The following is a 14017-nucleotide window of genomic DNA, read 5'->3' on the forward strand; positions in this document are numbered from 1 at the left end:
GCGGCACCCGGACGCGATCTACGCTGGGTGTGTGAGGATCGCCCGGCGCGCCACCGTCATTGCGATCGCCGCGGCGATCGCAATGACAGCGTTCGCGCCACCGGTCGCCGCGTCTCAGGACGAACCGGATGCCCTTTCCCATCCCGCAGTGAGAGTCGAGCCGGCGTCCGCTGACGACGCCGCCCGCGCGGCAGAGGCAGCGGTCGCGGCGATGTCGACGAGGCAACGGGCAGCGGCCGTCGTGATGGGCCACATCCCGACCACGGACCCTGCGGCATTGCAGGCGTACATGCAGTCGAGCGGCATCGGCGGCTTCATCCTCATGGGGGCGAACATCCCCGCCGACGAGTCCGCCCTGCGGACGCTCACCGCGGCGCTCACCGTCGATCCGGCCTTCCCGCCCGTGATCGCCATCGATCAGGAGGGCGGGGATGTCTCGCGCCTGCCGTGGGACGATTTCCCGGCGGCGCGAACGCTCAAAGATGCGCCACCCGCCGCCGCGGAGGACGCCTTCGCCGCGCGAGGCGCGCTCGTGCGCCGTGCCGGCATCGGCGTCAACTTCGGCATCGTGGCCGACGAGACCGGCGATTCCTCATCGTTCATCTATCGCCGGGCGCTGGGAACCACGCCCGAGTCCGCGGCCGAGCGCGTGACGGCTGCCGTCCAAGGTGAGTCGCCGTCTGCGCTCTCGACCCTGAAGCACTTCCCCGGTCACGGCGCCGCTCCGGGTGACTCGCACTCGACGATTCCGTCGACCGCGATGCCGCGGGAGGAATGGCAGGCGTCGGATGGCGTGCCCTTCGTTGCCGGCGTGGACGCGGGAGCTCCGCTGCTGATGTTCGGTCATCTGGTGTACTCGTCGGTCGACACTGCTCCGGCGAGTCTGTCGCCGGAGTGGCACCGCATCGCGCGGGACGACCTCGGCTTCGACGGTGTGATCGTGACCGACGATCTCGGCATGCTGCAGGCGTCGGGCCTGCCGCAGTACGCCGATCCCGTTGCCAACGTCGTCACGGCTCTGACAGCGGGAAACGACCTGGTGCTCAACGTCGTCTTCTCCACCCCCGACACCGCGGGCCGCACCGTCGACGGGATCGTCGCGGCCGTCGAGTCGGGAGCTCTCCCTGCTGAGCGCCTGCAGCAGGCGGCGGAGCGCGTGACCGCCCTGCGTCTGACGCTCGCGGCCGAGGGGAGCGGTCTCACTCCGTGCACGGAATGCGCGCCCGCCGATTGACCGGGGTCAGCTCGCGATGATGGTGAGCAGACGGTCACGAATCCGCTGTCCGCGCTCGGCGAAGCCGCGCTGCTCCCTCACGTACTCAGCCTTGCCCTCCGGGGTCTCGATGGGCACCGGGTCGTACCCGATGCTGCGCAGATCGTAGGGTGAGGCACGCATATCGAGCTCGCGGATCTCTCGCGCCAGCGCGAAGGCGTCCAACAGAACCTCACCGGGCACCAGGGGCCCGAGCTTCACCGCCCACTTGTAGAGATCCATCCCGGCGTGCAGGCAACCGGATTGTTCCGTCTCGGGCCGGCGGTCGCGCGCCAGCGCCTCGCGATTGCGGGGCACAGCCTCGGGGGTGAAGAACCGGAAGGCGTCGAAGTGGGTGCACCGCAGCTCGTGCGCCTCTACGACGGCATCCGTGGCGGCCGCCCCGAGACGAAGGGGAATCGGATGCCGGTGCTCGCGCCGCCGGTAGACCATGGCCCATTCGTGCAGACCGAAGCAGCCGAAGCCCGGTGCACGATCGGCTGTCGCCTGCAATATCGTCGCGATGTTCGCGATCAGGTGACCTCGTGCGGCGCGGAATGCGTCGCCGTCGACGGCCACAGAGCCCGTGGTCAGTCCCGGCCGGTACCACTTCCACAGGGCACGGGGTGTGCCGGCGGCATCCGTCAGTTCCGTGCCCTCGCCGGGGTGCCAGCGGCGCAGCACGGACGGCTTGTACGAGTAGTACGTGAAGAGGAAGTCCTCGACCGGGTGGGACTCGCCGCGCCCGGCTCGCTCCCGGTGAGCGGCCGTGAGGGCATCGGCCCGACGCTCGTGCGCACGCTCGCGGGCTCGCCACTCGGCGGCACCGAGCACGGGCACGACAACGGAAGCGGCGATCGTCACCGTTCGAGGATACGCGCGGCGTTCGAGCGGCGACTCAGTCCTCGACGGGCTCGATGAGCTCGGGGGAGTTGTTGCGGACATTGCCGACCGCTTTGGAGACCGCGTGGTCTTCCAGCGTGTCAGCCAGCGCCGGAGCGGCGTCGATCGCGGCGTCGAGGACGTCCCTCACGTTGTCGGTCGTGGGGTCCAGCCACGCGTCGGCGTGGTCGGGGTCGAGGAACAGGGGCATCCGGTCGTGGATCGAGCCGAGGTTGCCGATCGAGTCCCGCGTGAGGATCGTGAAGCTCAGCAGCCAGCGCTCAGGGTCGTCGTCGGCCTTCGTCTTGTCGCGCCACCACTCGTACAACCCCGCGAGGAACAGGGGCTGCCCCTCGGCGGGGTGGATGTAGTGGGGTGTCTTGACGCCGTCGACGGTCTTCCATTCGTAGTACCCAGACGCGGGCACGACCGCGCGCCGCTTCTCGAGGGCGGTGCGGAACATCGGCTTGTCTTCGAGCTCCTCGGCGCGGGCGTTGAACGCGCGCGCGCCGATCTTCGGGTCCTTCGCCCACGCAGGAACGAGGCCCCAGCGCGCCGCCTCCAGTCGCCTCGTCGGGGGTTCGGTCTTGGCCGAGTCGATCACGATCGCCGCACGATCGGTCGGCGCGATGTTGTAGGAGGGCGCGGGAAGATCATCGGCTTCGACATCCACCCGGAGCACACCGACCAGTTCCGAGCCGGCATTGGCCACCACGAAGCGTCCGCACATGCCGCCAGCCTACGCCGCGCCTCCGACGTCAGCGGGGTGGCTCGGCGCTCACGACGCCGGCCTCTTCGAGCCTCTCGAGGAGTCCGGCACCGTCGTTGTCGCTCACCCACGGCACTTCCGCGGCTGCATGGTCGTTGACCGCCGTGCGACCGCCGGCGAGGACCGCCTCGGCGGGGGAGAGCCGGCGTATGGCGACCGCGACGACGTTGTTCGGATTCTCGTCCGTGAAGGTCGTGTAGATGTCGTCGTCGTGCTGACCGTCGTCGCCGATCAGGAGCCACCGGACGTTCGGGAACTCCTGCGCGAGGCGACGCAGATTGGACAGCTTGTGGTCCTTGCCGCTGCGGAACCAGCGGTCGTGTGTCGGTCCCCAGTCCGTGAGCAGCAGTGCACCCGGCGGAAACACGTGCCGCCTCAGGAACCGCATCAGGGTGGGGGCGATGTTCCATGCGCCGGTCGACAGGTAGATCAGCGGTGATCCTGGATGGTCACGCACGACGCGCTCCATCAGGACCGCCATGCCGGGCACGGGCTGGCGCGCATGCTCATCGACGACGAACGAGTTCCACGCGGCGAGGAGCGGTCGTGGCAGCGCGGTCACCATGACCGTGTCGTCCACGTCTGACACCACCCCGAACCGGATGTCGGGACCGACGACGAACGCGCGGGTCTCGACCGGCTCGCCGCCCTCGACGGACACCGCGAACGTCTGCCAGCCCGGCTCGAGGCGAGCGGGCAGGCGCGTGTCGATGACCCCGCCCCGGTCGGCCACGACGACGTGCTCAGTCCCTGCGATGGTCACGGTCACCTGTGCGTAGCCGATCGGGACGGCGACGAAGCTGCGCCAGCCGCGCACACTCGCGAACTCACCGGACTCGGTCTGCTTGACGGGCGGCACGATCATGACGCGCCCAAGGACCCGCACCCAGTCCGGCCCGGCGTAGCACGGGAACGGAGTCACCGTCGGCTTCTGACCGCGGCGACGCGCCCGGCGCTCACGCCACGCATGGAACCGGTACTCGAGGCGTGCAAGCCACAGCACCTTCGCGCGGGTGGGCGCGGCAGTGTTCTCGGGCATCCCCTCAGTCTTCCACGTCCGTCAGCCGCGCTCCGCCCTGCGGCTCGTCACCCCCGTCGTGGTCCAGGTGCTTTCGCTCGGCGCGCTCGATGACCTTCTTGCTGACGAAGACCAGGACGAGGAAGACCACGATGATCGCGACGAAGATGTAGCCGGCGTAGTGCAGCCGGTCGGCGAGTTCCCGATACGTGCCTGCGGCAAGCGATGCGACCAAGATGTACAGCGTTGCCCACACGACGCACGCCGGGACGGTCCAGGCGAGGAAGCGGCGGTACGGATAGCCGCTCATCCCCACGGTCAGCGGCACGAGCGAATGCAGGACGGGCAGGAACCGTGAGAGGAAGATCGCCGGTCCGCCCCTGCGGCGCAGATAGCGCTCCGAGCGCTCCCAGTTCTGCTCGCCGATCCGCCGTCCCAGGCGGGAGTGCTGGATCCGCGGTCCCAGGAAGCGGCCGAGCCAGAAGCCGATGCTCTCGCCGAGCAGTGCGCCGGCCACCACGGCGATCCCGAGCAGGACGCCTTCCAGGGGAGAGGCCACGGCCGTCGCCGCGACGATCACGATGGTGTCTCCGGGAACCACGAGACCGACGAGGACACTGGTCTCGAGCATCATCGCGAGACCTGCGAGCAAAGTCCTGATCACGGGGTCGACGCTTTGGACGGCATCGAGCAGCCACGTGAGGAACTCGTTCACGCCATGAGCCTAGAGGGCGCGGCGCCCTTTAGCCTGAGAACATGTCGGAGCCCCTCGTCGCCCTCGCCGTCGAGCGGTGGGTGGATCCGGCGGCCGCCTTCGCGGGCCGTTTCTCGGCCGAGGAGCACGTGTTCTGGCTGGATGCCGGGCCCGATGCCCAGGACGGCTGGAGCTGGATCGGATCGGGGTCGCCGGACGATCCTGCCGCGGTACGGAAGACCGTGTGCGGCGGGCCGGATGGGGTCGCCGGGTCCGGGCGATTCCCTGGCGGCTGGGTGGGCTGGATCGGTTACGACGAGGCCGCCGCGCGAGCCGGTGCCCCGGCATCCCGCGATGCCGGCCCGGTTCCCCACGAGCTGTGGCTGCGAACCGAGGCGATGCTCGGGTTCGACCACGCCCGACGCCGGGTGTGGGCGTTCGCATCGGCGGCTGCCGCGCCACGCCTGGCCGCCGAAGTCGCGTCACTCGATTCGTCGTCGGCGCCGGAAGTCGCCGTGCCGCCACGGCGGCACGCGTCGGCGCGCCATCGGCCCGATGAGTACGCGCAGCTGATCGAGCAATGCCGCGAGTCCATTCGCGAGGGCGACGCGTACCAGCTGTGCCTCACGACGCGGTTCGCAGTGGAGGCATCCGTGGACCCCATCGAGGCGTACGCACGGTTGCGCGCGGCGACGCCGGCGCACCACGGCGGCTTCATCCGCTCCGGCGAGATCGCGCTGCTCAGCGCGAGCCCCGAGCGGTTCCTCGAGGTGGGCGCGGACGGCGCCTCCGGCATCGTGCGCACCCGTCCGATCAAGGGGACGCGCCCGCGGGGCGCGGATCCGGCGGCGGACGCGGCTCTGGTCGCCGAGCTCACGGCGAGCGAGAAGGAGCGCGCCGAGAACATCATGATCGTCGACCTCATGCGCAACGACCTGTCACAGGTGTGCGAGGCGGGCTCGGTCGGCGTCGACGGTCTGCTGCAGGTCGAGTCGTATGCCGCGGTGCACCAGCTGGTGAGCACCGTGTCGGGCCGGCTCGTACCCGGCACGACCCTGGACGACCTGCTCGTCGCGGCGTTCCCCGCCGGCAGCATGACCGGCGCCCCGAAGCTCTCGGCCATGTCGATCCTGCACCGGCTCGAGCGCGGTCCGCGCGGCCTGTTCGCCGGGTGCTTCGGCTGGATCGGCGACGACGGAGCGCTCGACCTCGCGATGGTGATCCGGTCGATCGTGGTGGAGCCCGACCGCGCGTATGTCGGAGCCGGCGGAGGCATCACGTGGAGATCGGATGCCTCGGCCGAGGTCGCCGAAGTGGGCATCAAGGCGCGTGGACCGCTGGCCGCTCTCGGCGCCGAACTGCCCTCCGGCTGGTGAGCGCGCCGTTCCGCTAACCTGGAGGTTGCGCTGTGCGCGCCCCCCGGCATCCCACGATTGGTTCTTCCCCCGTGAGTCATACCCCCGACACTTCTGTGCCCTCCGACGGCAGCGCGCCCACGGAGGGCGGCTACGAGGCCTTCGCGATCCAGGAGAAGTGGCAGGCTCGGTGGGCCGAGGCGGACCCGTTCCGCGCCGGCGGCCAGGACGACACGCGACCGCGCAAGTACGTGCTCGGCATGTTCCCGTATCCGTCGGGCGACCTGCACATGGGACACGCCGAGAGCTATGCCTACGTCGATGTCGTGGCGCGTTTCTGGCGCCATCGGGGCTACAACGTGCTGAATCCCATCGGGTGGGACTCGTTCGGGCTTCCCGCTGAGAACGCAGCGATCCAGCGCGGCGCCGACCCGCGCGAGTGGACTTACGCCAACATCGAGCAGCACAAGAAGAGCTTCCACCAGTACGGCTCGTCGTACGACTGGAGCCGGATCCTCCACACCAGCGACCCCGAGTACTACCGCTGGAACCAGTGGCTGTTCCAGCGTCTGTTCGAACGCGGCCTCGCCTACCGCAAGGAGAGCCCGGTCAACTGGTGCCCCAACGACCAGACGGTGCTGGCCAACGAGCAGGTCATCGACGGCCACTGCGAGCGCTGCGGCGCCGAAGTGGTCAAGAAGAAGCTCACGCAGTGGTACTTCAAGATCACCGACTACGCCGACCGGCTGCTCGATGACCTCAACCAGCTCGAGGGCTTCTGGCCGCAGAAGGTCATCCGCATGCAGCGGAACTGGATCGGCCGCTCGGTCGGAGCCGACATCGACTTCGAGATCGAGGGTCGGGGCGAGAAGGTCACGGTCTTCTCCACACGGCCCGACACGCTGCACGGTGCGACGTTCATGGTCGTCGCACCCGACAGCGACCTCGCCGCAGAGCTCGCAGCCGGGTCGTCCGCCGAAGTGCGGATGCGCTTTCAGGACTATCTCGAGCGGGTCCAGCGCGAGACCGACATCGAGCGCCAGAGCACGGACCGGCCGAAGACCGGCGTCTTCCTCGACCGCTACGCGATCAACCCGATCAATGGCGAGCGACTGCCCATCTGGGCGGCGGACTACGTCCTGGCCGACTATGGCCACGGCGCCGTCATGGCCGTTCCCGCGCACGACCAGCGCGACCTCGACTTCGCACGTGCGTTCGACCTGCCGGTCAAGGTCGTCGTCGATACGACCGCGCCCATCACGGGGGCGATCCCGGTCATCGAGCTGGACGACGAAGGCGTGCCGATCGACCCCGGCGCCGGCGACTCCCTGTCGGATCTCGACCCCGCCAGGACCGGTGTCGCCCTGACGGGTGACGGCCGGATGATCAACTCCGGCTCACTGGACGGCTTGTCCAAGCGGAACGCGATCGCGCGCATCATCGAGGAACTGACCGCCGCGGGCACCGGCCGGGCCGCGAAGTCGTACCGGCTGCGCGACTGGCTCATCTCGCGCCAGCGCTTCTGGGGCACGCCCATTCCGATGATCCACACCCAGGACGGCCGCATCGTACCCGTCCCGGAGGAGCAGCTGCCGCTCCAGCTGCCGGACGCACGCGGGCTGGACCTTGCCCCCAAGGGCACGTCGCCGCTGGGCGGCGCCAGCGACTGGATGCAGACCGTCGACCCCGAGACGGGCGAGCCGGCGCTGCGCGACCCCGACACGATGGACACGTTCGTCGACAGCTCGTGGTACTTCCTGCGCTTCCTCGCCCCGAAAGACCCGACGCAGGCGTTCCCGTCGCGCGAGGCCGACCGGTGGGCGCCCGTCGACTCCTACATCGGCGGCGTGGAGCACGCGATCCTGCATCTGCTGTACGCGCGGTTCATCACCAAGGTGCTCTTCGACATGGGGCTGATCGACTTCACCGAGCCGTTCTCGAGCCTCATCAACCAGGGCATGGTGCTCCTCGGCGGCAGCAAGATGTCCAAATCCAAGGGCAACCTCGTCGAGTTCGCCGCCAGCATGGTCGACCCGGGCGCCGACGCCTCTCGCGTGGCGATCGTCTTCGCCGGACCGGTCGAGGACGACATCAACTGGGAGGATGTCTCGACCACCGGGGCCCAGAAGTTCCTCGCGCGTGCCTGGCGCGTCGCGAAGGACGTCACGAGCGCTCCCGACGTGGTGTGGGCGGAGGGCGATGCGTCGCTGCGCCGCGTCACCCATCGTCTCCTGGCGGATGCCCCGGGCCTGGTCGAGCAGACGAAGTTCAACGTCGTCGTCGCCCGCCTCATGGAGCTGGTCAACGCGACGCGAAAGGCGATCGACACCGGCGCCGGCCCGGCCGACCCTGCGGTACGCGAGGCCGCCGAGGCCACGGCGATGATCCTGGACCTGTTCGCGCCCCACACCGCGGAGGAGATGTGGGAGATCCTGGGCTACGAGGGCTTCGTCGGCGTGGTCCCGTGGCGCAATCCCGATCCGACTCTGCTGGTCGAAGAGAGCGTCACCGCAGTGGTCCAGATCGACGGCAAGGTGCGGGCGACCCTGACGGTGCCGGCGCGCATCGACGCGGCCGAGCTCGAGAAGCTCGCACGCGCGGACGAGCGAGTGACCCGGTCGCTCGCCGGACGTGAGATCACGCGAGCCGTGGTGAGGCCTCCCAAGGTCGTGAGTTTCAGCACGCACTGAGCCTCCTCCCCAGGCGCGCGCTCCGGCGGCGTCTGCACAGATGATCCGGGTCGCGATCGGACGCCGGTCTCGGCTGCCTAGCGTGGGTGCGTGACAGGTGCCGACAGCTCCGGATCCGGCGGTCGTCGGCGGTTCGGGTTCGGCGCGCTGGTCGTGCTCGTGATCGCCGCTCTCGCGGTCACGGTGGCGATCGGAATCGTCCGGGGAGCGACCGCGCCGGTCGACGAGATCGCGCTCGACACCACGCCTGGTGCGGACGCGACGATCGAGGCGAGCGCTGAGCTCTACGTCCACGTCTCGGGTGCTGTGGCGGCACCCGGGCTCTACGTCCTGCCCCCGGAAGCGCGCGTGGTGGACGCCGTGGCGGCGGCCGGTGGGTTCGCCGCGACCGCCGATCGCGCGGCGGTCAACCTCGCGCGGGCCGTCGATGACGGTGAGCAACTGCACGTGCCCGAGATCGGTGAGACGATTCCGGATGCCGTCGGCCCGGCGGCATCCGCTGACGGTCTCATCGATCTGAACGAGGCCGACGCGACGCAGCTCGAGACTCTCCCGCGCATCGGCCCCGCCCTGGCTGAGCGGATCATCGCCTGGCGCGAAGAGAACGGCGGCTTCACGAGCATCGAGGACCTGCTGGCGGTCCCGGGCATCGGCGACAAGATGCTGGAGTCCCTCCGCGACCTGGTGACCGTGTGAGCGCCCGCCGCAAGGCGTCGTTGCGCCTGGTTGCGGTCGCTGCGGCCGCGTGGGTCACCGGGGGCGCCGCGATCCTGCTGCCCGCCGCGGCTGCCGGCATGGCCGTCGCGCTGTGGATTGTCGTGCTGGCCGCGACGGCGGTCGCCGGGGTGCGCGCACTCCGCCCGGCATCTCGCGGCGACAGGCGCGCGGGCGTGCAGCGAACCGCTGTCGTTGCCGTGCTCGCCGCCGCGGCGTCGGCCGCCGTCGCATCGCATGTCGCGCTCGCAATGCCCGCGCGTGAGGCGGTCGCGGAGTTCGCGATGAGTGACGGCCGAGCCTTCGAGGTGGTCGCCGATGTCGTGGGCAAGATCGAGCGTCGCGCGGACGGCGCCCTCGCCTTCGATGCGACGGCGCTGCGCTGGACGGCGGGCACACAGGTACGCGAGACGCGAGCCGAGGTCGTCGTGCGGGTGGATCCCGGGGCGGTCGGCGCCCTGGCCGCACTCGATGTCGGCTCCCGCGTGGTGGTCCGCGGCACGGTATCGCCGGCACGCCCGGGGGAGCGCGCAGTGGCGGTGCTGTGGGCGGCACGCGGTGTCGATGTGGCGCGGCCGCCGGGCGGCGTCGCGGGTGTCACCGCGCACCTGCGTCAGGGCCTCGTCCGGTCGGTCGTCGGGCTGCCCGGTGCGGGCGCCGGACTGGTGCCGGGGCTGGCGGTCGGCGACACGTCCGCCGTGACGCCGGCGCTCGACGCGTCGATGAAGGAATCGTCGCTGTCGCATTTGACGGCGGTGTCGGGGGCGAACTGTGCTCTGGTCGTCGGGATCGCGTTCGCTGCCGCGGCGGCATGCGGGGCATCACGAGGGCTGCGGTGCGGCATCGGCGTCGTCGTGCTCGGCGGCTTCGTGCTGCTCGTGACACCGGAGCCCAGCGTCGTGCGAGCCGCCGGCATGGCTGCCATCGCGATGCTGGGCGTCCTGCTCGGCCGCACCGGAATGGGGATGACCGTGCTCTCGCTGGCGGTGACGGGCGCGCTGGTCGCCGATCCGTGGCTGGCCGCGTCACTCGGCTTCGCGCTGTCGACTGCTGCGACGGCCTCGCTCCTCGTGTGGGCGCGGCCTCTCGCCGCCGGCCTCGCCCGCGTCGTGCCACGCCCGCTCGCCCTCGCGATCTCCGTGCCGCTGGCGGCGCAGCTGGCGTGCGGGCCGCTGCTCGTGCTGATCGCGCCCCACGTGTCGCTGTACGGCGTGGCCGCCAATCTCCTCGCCGGACCGATGGCGCCCGTGACGACGGTGCTGGGACTCGCGGCCTGTCTGGCCGCGCCGGTGCCGTGGGTGCAGGCTGGCCTTTCCGCGCTCGCGTGGCTGCCGGCGTCGTGGATCGCCGCGGTAGCCGGCACGGTTTCGCAGCTGCCCGGCGATCTGCTCCCGTGGATCGAGGGGTGGCCCGGGGCTCTCGTCCTCGCGGCGGTGAGCGCTGCGATCGCCGCGATGGTCATCGTGCCCGGGTCGGGCGCGCCCGTGCGGGGGCTCCGGGTGATCTCTGCAGTCGTGGTGGCGGGTGTTGCGGGGGTAGTCCTGGGCAATGGAGCACTGAGCTCCGTCGCCGGGCGCTGGACCTTGCCTGCCGAGTGGGCGGTGATCGCATGCGACATCGGACAGGGCGATGCCGTGCTGATGCGTTCGGCGGGTGCCGTGGCGCTGGTGGATACCGGGCCGGATCCCGCAGCTCTCACCGCCTGCCTGTCGCGCACGGGCATCGAACGGATCGATCTGCTCGTGATGACGCACTACGACCTCGATCACGCCGGTGGAGTGTCCGCCGTGGCCGGACGTGTCGACACGGTGCTGCACGGCCCGCACGACGAGCGGGCACCCGCCGTGCTCTCGGTGCTCGCGGCCGCCGGAGCACACCTCGTCGAGGCATCCGCGGGCATGACCGGCTCCCTCGGAGAAGCGAGGTGGCGCGCGCTGTGGCCGCTTCCCGACAGCCACGCGTTCCCCGCAGGCAACGACGCCAGCATCGTGCTGGACGTCCGCGGCGGGGGAATCCCACCCACGCTGCTGCTGGGGGACCTGTCGGCCTCGCCGCAGCGTGCCATCGAGGCAGCGGGCTCGCTCGATCCGCCGTACGCGGTGGTCAAAGTCGCTCACCACGGCAGTGCGGACCAGGATGCCGCGCTCTATGCGGCCGCCGATCCCGGCGTCGCCGTCGTCACCGTCGGCCTCGGCAACGACTACGGCCACCCGCGCGTCGAGATCCTCGACCTGCTCACACAGATGGGCGCCGTGGTGGCGCGTACCGACCGCGACGGCATGGTCGCGATCTGGCCGGACGGAGAGCGACTCTCGGTGTGGCGCGAACGAGGCGGCGGCGTCGGAGCCGCTGGGTAGGCTGGAGCAATGCCTCCCGCCCCCCGCCGCGCGTCTGCGAAGACCGCCCGCAGCGCCATCCCGCAGCTGTCGTGGCGTGCGCCCCAGCCGGCGCCGATCGTGCTGGTGTCAGGACCCGAGGATGTCTGCGCGGAGCGCGCGATCGCGGGCGTCCGGGACTACCTGCGGGCCGAAGACCCCACGCTCGAGGTGTCGGATCTGCGTGCCGACGACTACGCCGCGGGCACCCTCCTGGCCGTCACGTCCCCGTCGTTGTTCGGAGAGCCCCGACTGGTCAGAGTGACGGGCGTCGAGAAGTGCTCGGATGCCTTCCTCGCCGAGGCGGTGTCCTATCTTGCCGGGCCGCAGGACGGCGCGACCGTGGTGCTGCGCCATACGGGCGCGAGCGTGCGGGGAAAGAAGCTCCTCGACGCCATCCGCGCGGGAGAGGGCGGCGGCGTCGAGATCGCGTGCCCGGCGATCAAGCGCGATTCCGACCGCTTCGACTTCGCGGCGGGGGAGTTCCAGACGGCGAAGAAGCGCATCGCGCCGGTCGCTCTGCGCGCCCTCGTTTCGGCATTCGCCGACGACCTCACCGAACTCGCGGCCGCGTGCCAGCAGCTGATCGCCGATGTGCCCGGGGAAGTGACCGAGCAGGTCGTCGAGCGGTATTACGGCGGACGCGTCGAGATCTCATCCTTCACCGTGGCCGACACTGCGATCGCTGGCCGATACGGCGACGCGCTCATCGCGCTCCGGCACGCTCTGGCTTCCGGTGCCGACCCGGTGCCGCTGGTGGCCGCCTTCGCGATGAAGCTGCGGACGATGGCGCGCGTCGCCGGCAACCGCGAGCCGTCCGCGGCGCTGGCAGCGCGGCTGGGCATGAAGGACTGGCAGGTGGATCGCGCGCGGCGCGATCTGGCCGGCTGGAACGAGTCGAGCCTGGGCATGGCGATCCAGGCGACGGCGAGAGCGGATGCCGAGGTCAAGGGCGGCTCGCGAGACGCGGTCTTCGCACTCGAGCGCATGGTCACCGTGATCGCGACGCGTGCGCCCTACGGCGCCTGATCACGGACGACGGTCATCGCGACGCACGCTTCCTGACACGCCGAAAGGCCCGTTCCCCGGAGGGAACGGGCCTTTTCGACGAATGTCAGAGCGCCGAGACCTGCTTGGCGATCGCCGACTTGCGGTTCGCCGCCTGGTTCTTGTGGATGACGCCCTTGCTGACGGCCTTGTCGAGCTTCTTCGCCGCCGTGGCCAGTGCCTTCTCGGCTGCGGCCTTGTCGCCCGAGGCGACGGCCTCGCGCGTGCGGCGCACGTGCGTCTTCAGCTCGCTCTTGACGGCCTTGTTGCGCTCGCGCGCCTTCTCGTTGGTCTTGTTGCGCTTGATCTGCGACTTGATGTTCGCCACGTGTCGACGTTCTTTCGTTCGGAGTGATCGGATGGAGATGCCGTTCGGCGAGAGAGGGCGCCTGGCGGCGATCGTGAGGGAAAACCCACACGCAAGCCAAACAAGGATTCTATCAGGTCTCCGGCTGGCTCCGTGCCCGCGCCCGCCCGGAGCGCGTGTTCTGCTCGATCGTCGCGATCGCCACGTCCAGGAGTGCGTTGAACACGGATGGACGCATCGCGCTCACGAGATGACTCGTCCGCGGCACGACGATGAGCTCGGCGTGCTGCGCCACACCGACGAACAGCCTCTCGTTGAGCCGCAGCTGGTCGTACTGGCCGTTGATGAACCACAGCGGCACGTCGATCCTGCGCAGCGCCGCGAGCAGGTCCAGGACCGAAAGGCTCCGCAGGGCCGCGTCTTGTGTGTCGAAGGCGTATCCGCCCGCGCCGAAGTCCTCGCGCGTCTCGGGGGGAAGGGTGCGCTCCAGCATTCGGTTCGTGAGCCACATCCCGCGATCGGGCAGTGCATCGAAGCCGCGCGCGAGCACTCGGTAGGTCCTCAGCCCGAGTCCGCGAGGGATCGCCGTGCACGATGCCGCGATGAAGCCCGCCACCGGGGGAGGAACCTCACGACCCACGTATTCGACGCTCAGCAGGCCTCCCATCGAATGCCCGGCGAGGAGCACAGGGCCACGGGCCGCGGCATCCGTCACCGCGTCATCGATGGTCGCGAAGGCTCCCTCCAGCGTGAACGTCTCCGCCATCCGAGCGCCATGCCCCGGCAGATCGATCGCGTGCACAGGGATCCCGCGTCCCTCGAGGTGTGCCACCTGCGAGCGCCACATCGTGGCAGATGTCCGGATGCCGTGTACGAGCACGACCTGAACGACCACCGTCTCAGGGTAGCCGGGC

Annotated in this window: 12 protein-coding genes; 6 read left to right on the forward strand and 6 right to left on the reverse strand. The window is 70.3% G+C overall.

Annotated elements, in window-relative coordinates:
• Positions 1-31 precede the first annotated feature (31 nt).
• On the forward strand, positions 32-1234 hold the full coding sequence (locus ACLKM7_RS10835) for a glycoside hydrolase family 3 N-terminal domain-containing protein (RefSeq protein WP_436447179.1): 1203 nt from the start codon (positions 32-34) through the stop codon (positions 1232-1234).
• A 6-nt stretch (positions 1235-1240) separates the two neighbouring features.
• On the opposite strand, the gene ACLKM7_RS10840 is transcribed toward ACLKM7_RS10835, so the two are convergent.
• Genes ACLKM7_RS10840 through ACLKM7_RS10855 form a run of 4 tightly spaced genes read right to left on the reverse strand, consistent with a single transcriptional unit; the run spans position 1241 to position 4636 of the window.
• On the reverse strand, positions 1241-2116 hold the full coding sequence (locus ACLKM7_RS10840) for a 3-methyladenine DNA glycosylase (RefSeq protein ID WP_436447180.1): 876 nt from the start codon (positions 2114-2116) through the stop codon (positions 1241-1243).
• Between the two features lie 34 nt (positions 2117-2150).
• Positions 2151-2864 (reverse strand): SOS response-associated peptidase, encoded by a 714-nt coding sequence (locus tag ACLKM7_RS10845; protein ID WP_436447181.1) that lies wholly within the window; start codon positions 2862-2864, stop codon positions 2151-2153.
• 28 nt (positions 2865-2892) lie between these two features.
• A complete protein-coding gene (locus ACLKM7_RS10850; protein ID WP_436447182.1) occupies positions 2893-3942 on the reverse strand; it encodes an App1 family protein in 1050 nt (349 codons plus the stop codon).
• Between the two features lie 4 nt (positions 3943-3946).
• Positions 3947-4636, reverse strand: a complete 690-nt coding sequence (locus ACLKM7_RS10855; protein ID WP_436447183.1) for a DedA family protein — start codon at positions 4634-4636, stop codon at positions 3947-3949.
• Positions 4637-4677: 41 nt separating this feature from the next.
• On the opposite strand from ACLKM7_RS10855, the gene pabB reads away from it, so the two are divergent.
• The 5 genes from pabB (at position 4678) to holA (ending at position 12778) form a co-directional block, all read left to right on the forward strand.
• Positions 4678-5991 (forward strand): aminodeoxychorismate synthase component I, encoded by a 1314-nt coding sequence (pabB, locus tag ACLKM7_RS10860; protein ID WP_436447184.1) that lies wholly within the window; start codon positions 4678-4680, stop codon positions 5989-5991.
• A gap of 56 nt (positions 5992-6047) precedes the next feature.
• Positions 6048-8660, forward strand: coding sequence for a leucine--tRNA ligase (leuS, locus tag ACLKM7_RS10865; RefSeq protein WP_436447230.1), 2613 nt, complete (start codon positions 6048-6050; stop codon positions 8658-8660).
• Between the two features lie 90 nt (positions 8661-8750).
• Complete coding sequence (locus ACLKM7_RS10870; protein WP_436447185.1) at positions 8751-9356, forward strand: ComEA family DNA-binding protein; 606 nt, start codon at positions 8751-8753, stop codon at positions 9354-9356.
• Positions 9353-11731, forward strand: coding sequence for a ComEC/Rec2 family competence protein (locus tag ACLKM7_RS10875; RefSeq protein WP_436447186.1), 2379 nt, complete (start codon positions 9353-9355; stop codon positions 11729-11731). Before ACLKM7_RS10870 ends, ACLKM7_RS10875 begins: the two co-directional genes overlap by 4 nt.
• Before the next feature lie 9 nt (positions 11732-11740).
• The gene (gene holA, locus ACLKM7_RS10880) at positions 11741-12778 is read left to right on the forward strand and encodes a DNA polymerase III subunit delta (protein WP_436447187.1); all 1038 of its coding nucleotides are present in this window, start codon (positions 11741-11743) and stop codon (positions 12776-12778) included.
• Positions 12779-12863: 85 nt separating this feature from the next.
• On the opposite strand, the gene rpsT is transcribed toward holA, so the two are convergent.
• Both rpsT and ACLKM7_RS10890 read right to left on the reverse strand, forming a co-directional pair.
• Positions 12864-13124 carry a 30S ribosomal protein S20 gene (rpsT, locus tag ACLKM7_RS10885; RefSeq protein ID WP_168914022.1) on the reverse strand — a complete coding sequence of 87 codons (261 nt, stop codon included), beginning with the start codon at positions 13122-13124 and terminating at the stop codon, positions 12864-12866.
• Between the two features lie 112 nt (positions 13125-13236).
• On the reverse strand, positions 13237-13998 hold the full coding sequence (locus ACLKM7_RS10890; protein ID WP_436447188.1) for an alpha/beta fold hydrolase: 762 nt from the start codon (positions 13996-13998) through the stop codon (positions 13237-13239).
• Positions 13999-14017: the final 19 nt, after the last annotated feature.

Origin of the sequence: Microbacterium sp. I2 (assembly GCF_051364985.1) — a bacterium.
Classification (GTDB): Bacteria; Actinomycetota; Actinomycetes; order Actinomycetales; family Microbacteriaceae; genus Microbacterium.

Excerpts from the sequence above, each read along its gene's own strand:
- ACLKM7_RS10845 (WP_436447181.1), bottom strand. The coding sequence starts at position 2,864 with ATGTGCGGACGCTTCGTGGTGGCCAATGCCGGCTCGGAACTGGTCGGT.
- holA (WP_436447187.1), top strand. The coding sequence starts at position 11,741 with ATGCCTCCCGCCCCCCGCCGCGCGTCTGCGAAGACCGCCCGCAGCGCC.
- pabB (WP_436447184.1), top strand. The coding sequence starts at position 4,678 with ATGTCGGAGCCCCTCGTCGCCCTCGCCGTCGAGCGGTGGGTGGATCCG.
- ACLKM7_RS10850 (WP_436447182.1), bottom strand. The coding sequence starts at position 3,942 with ATGCCCGAGAACACTGCCGCGCCCACCCGCGCGAAGGTGCTGTGGCTT.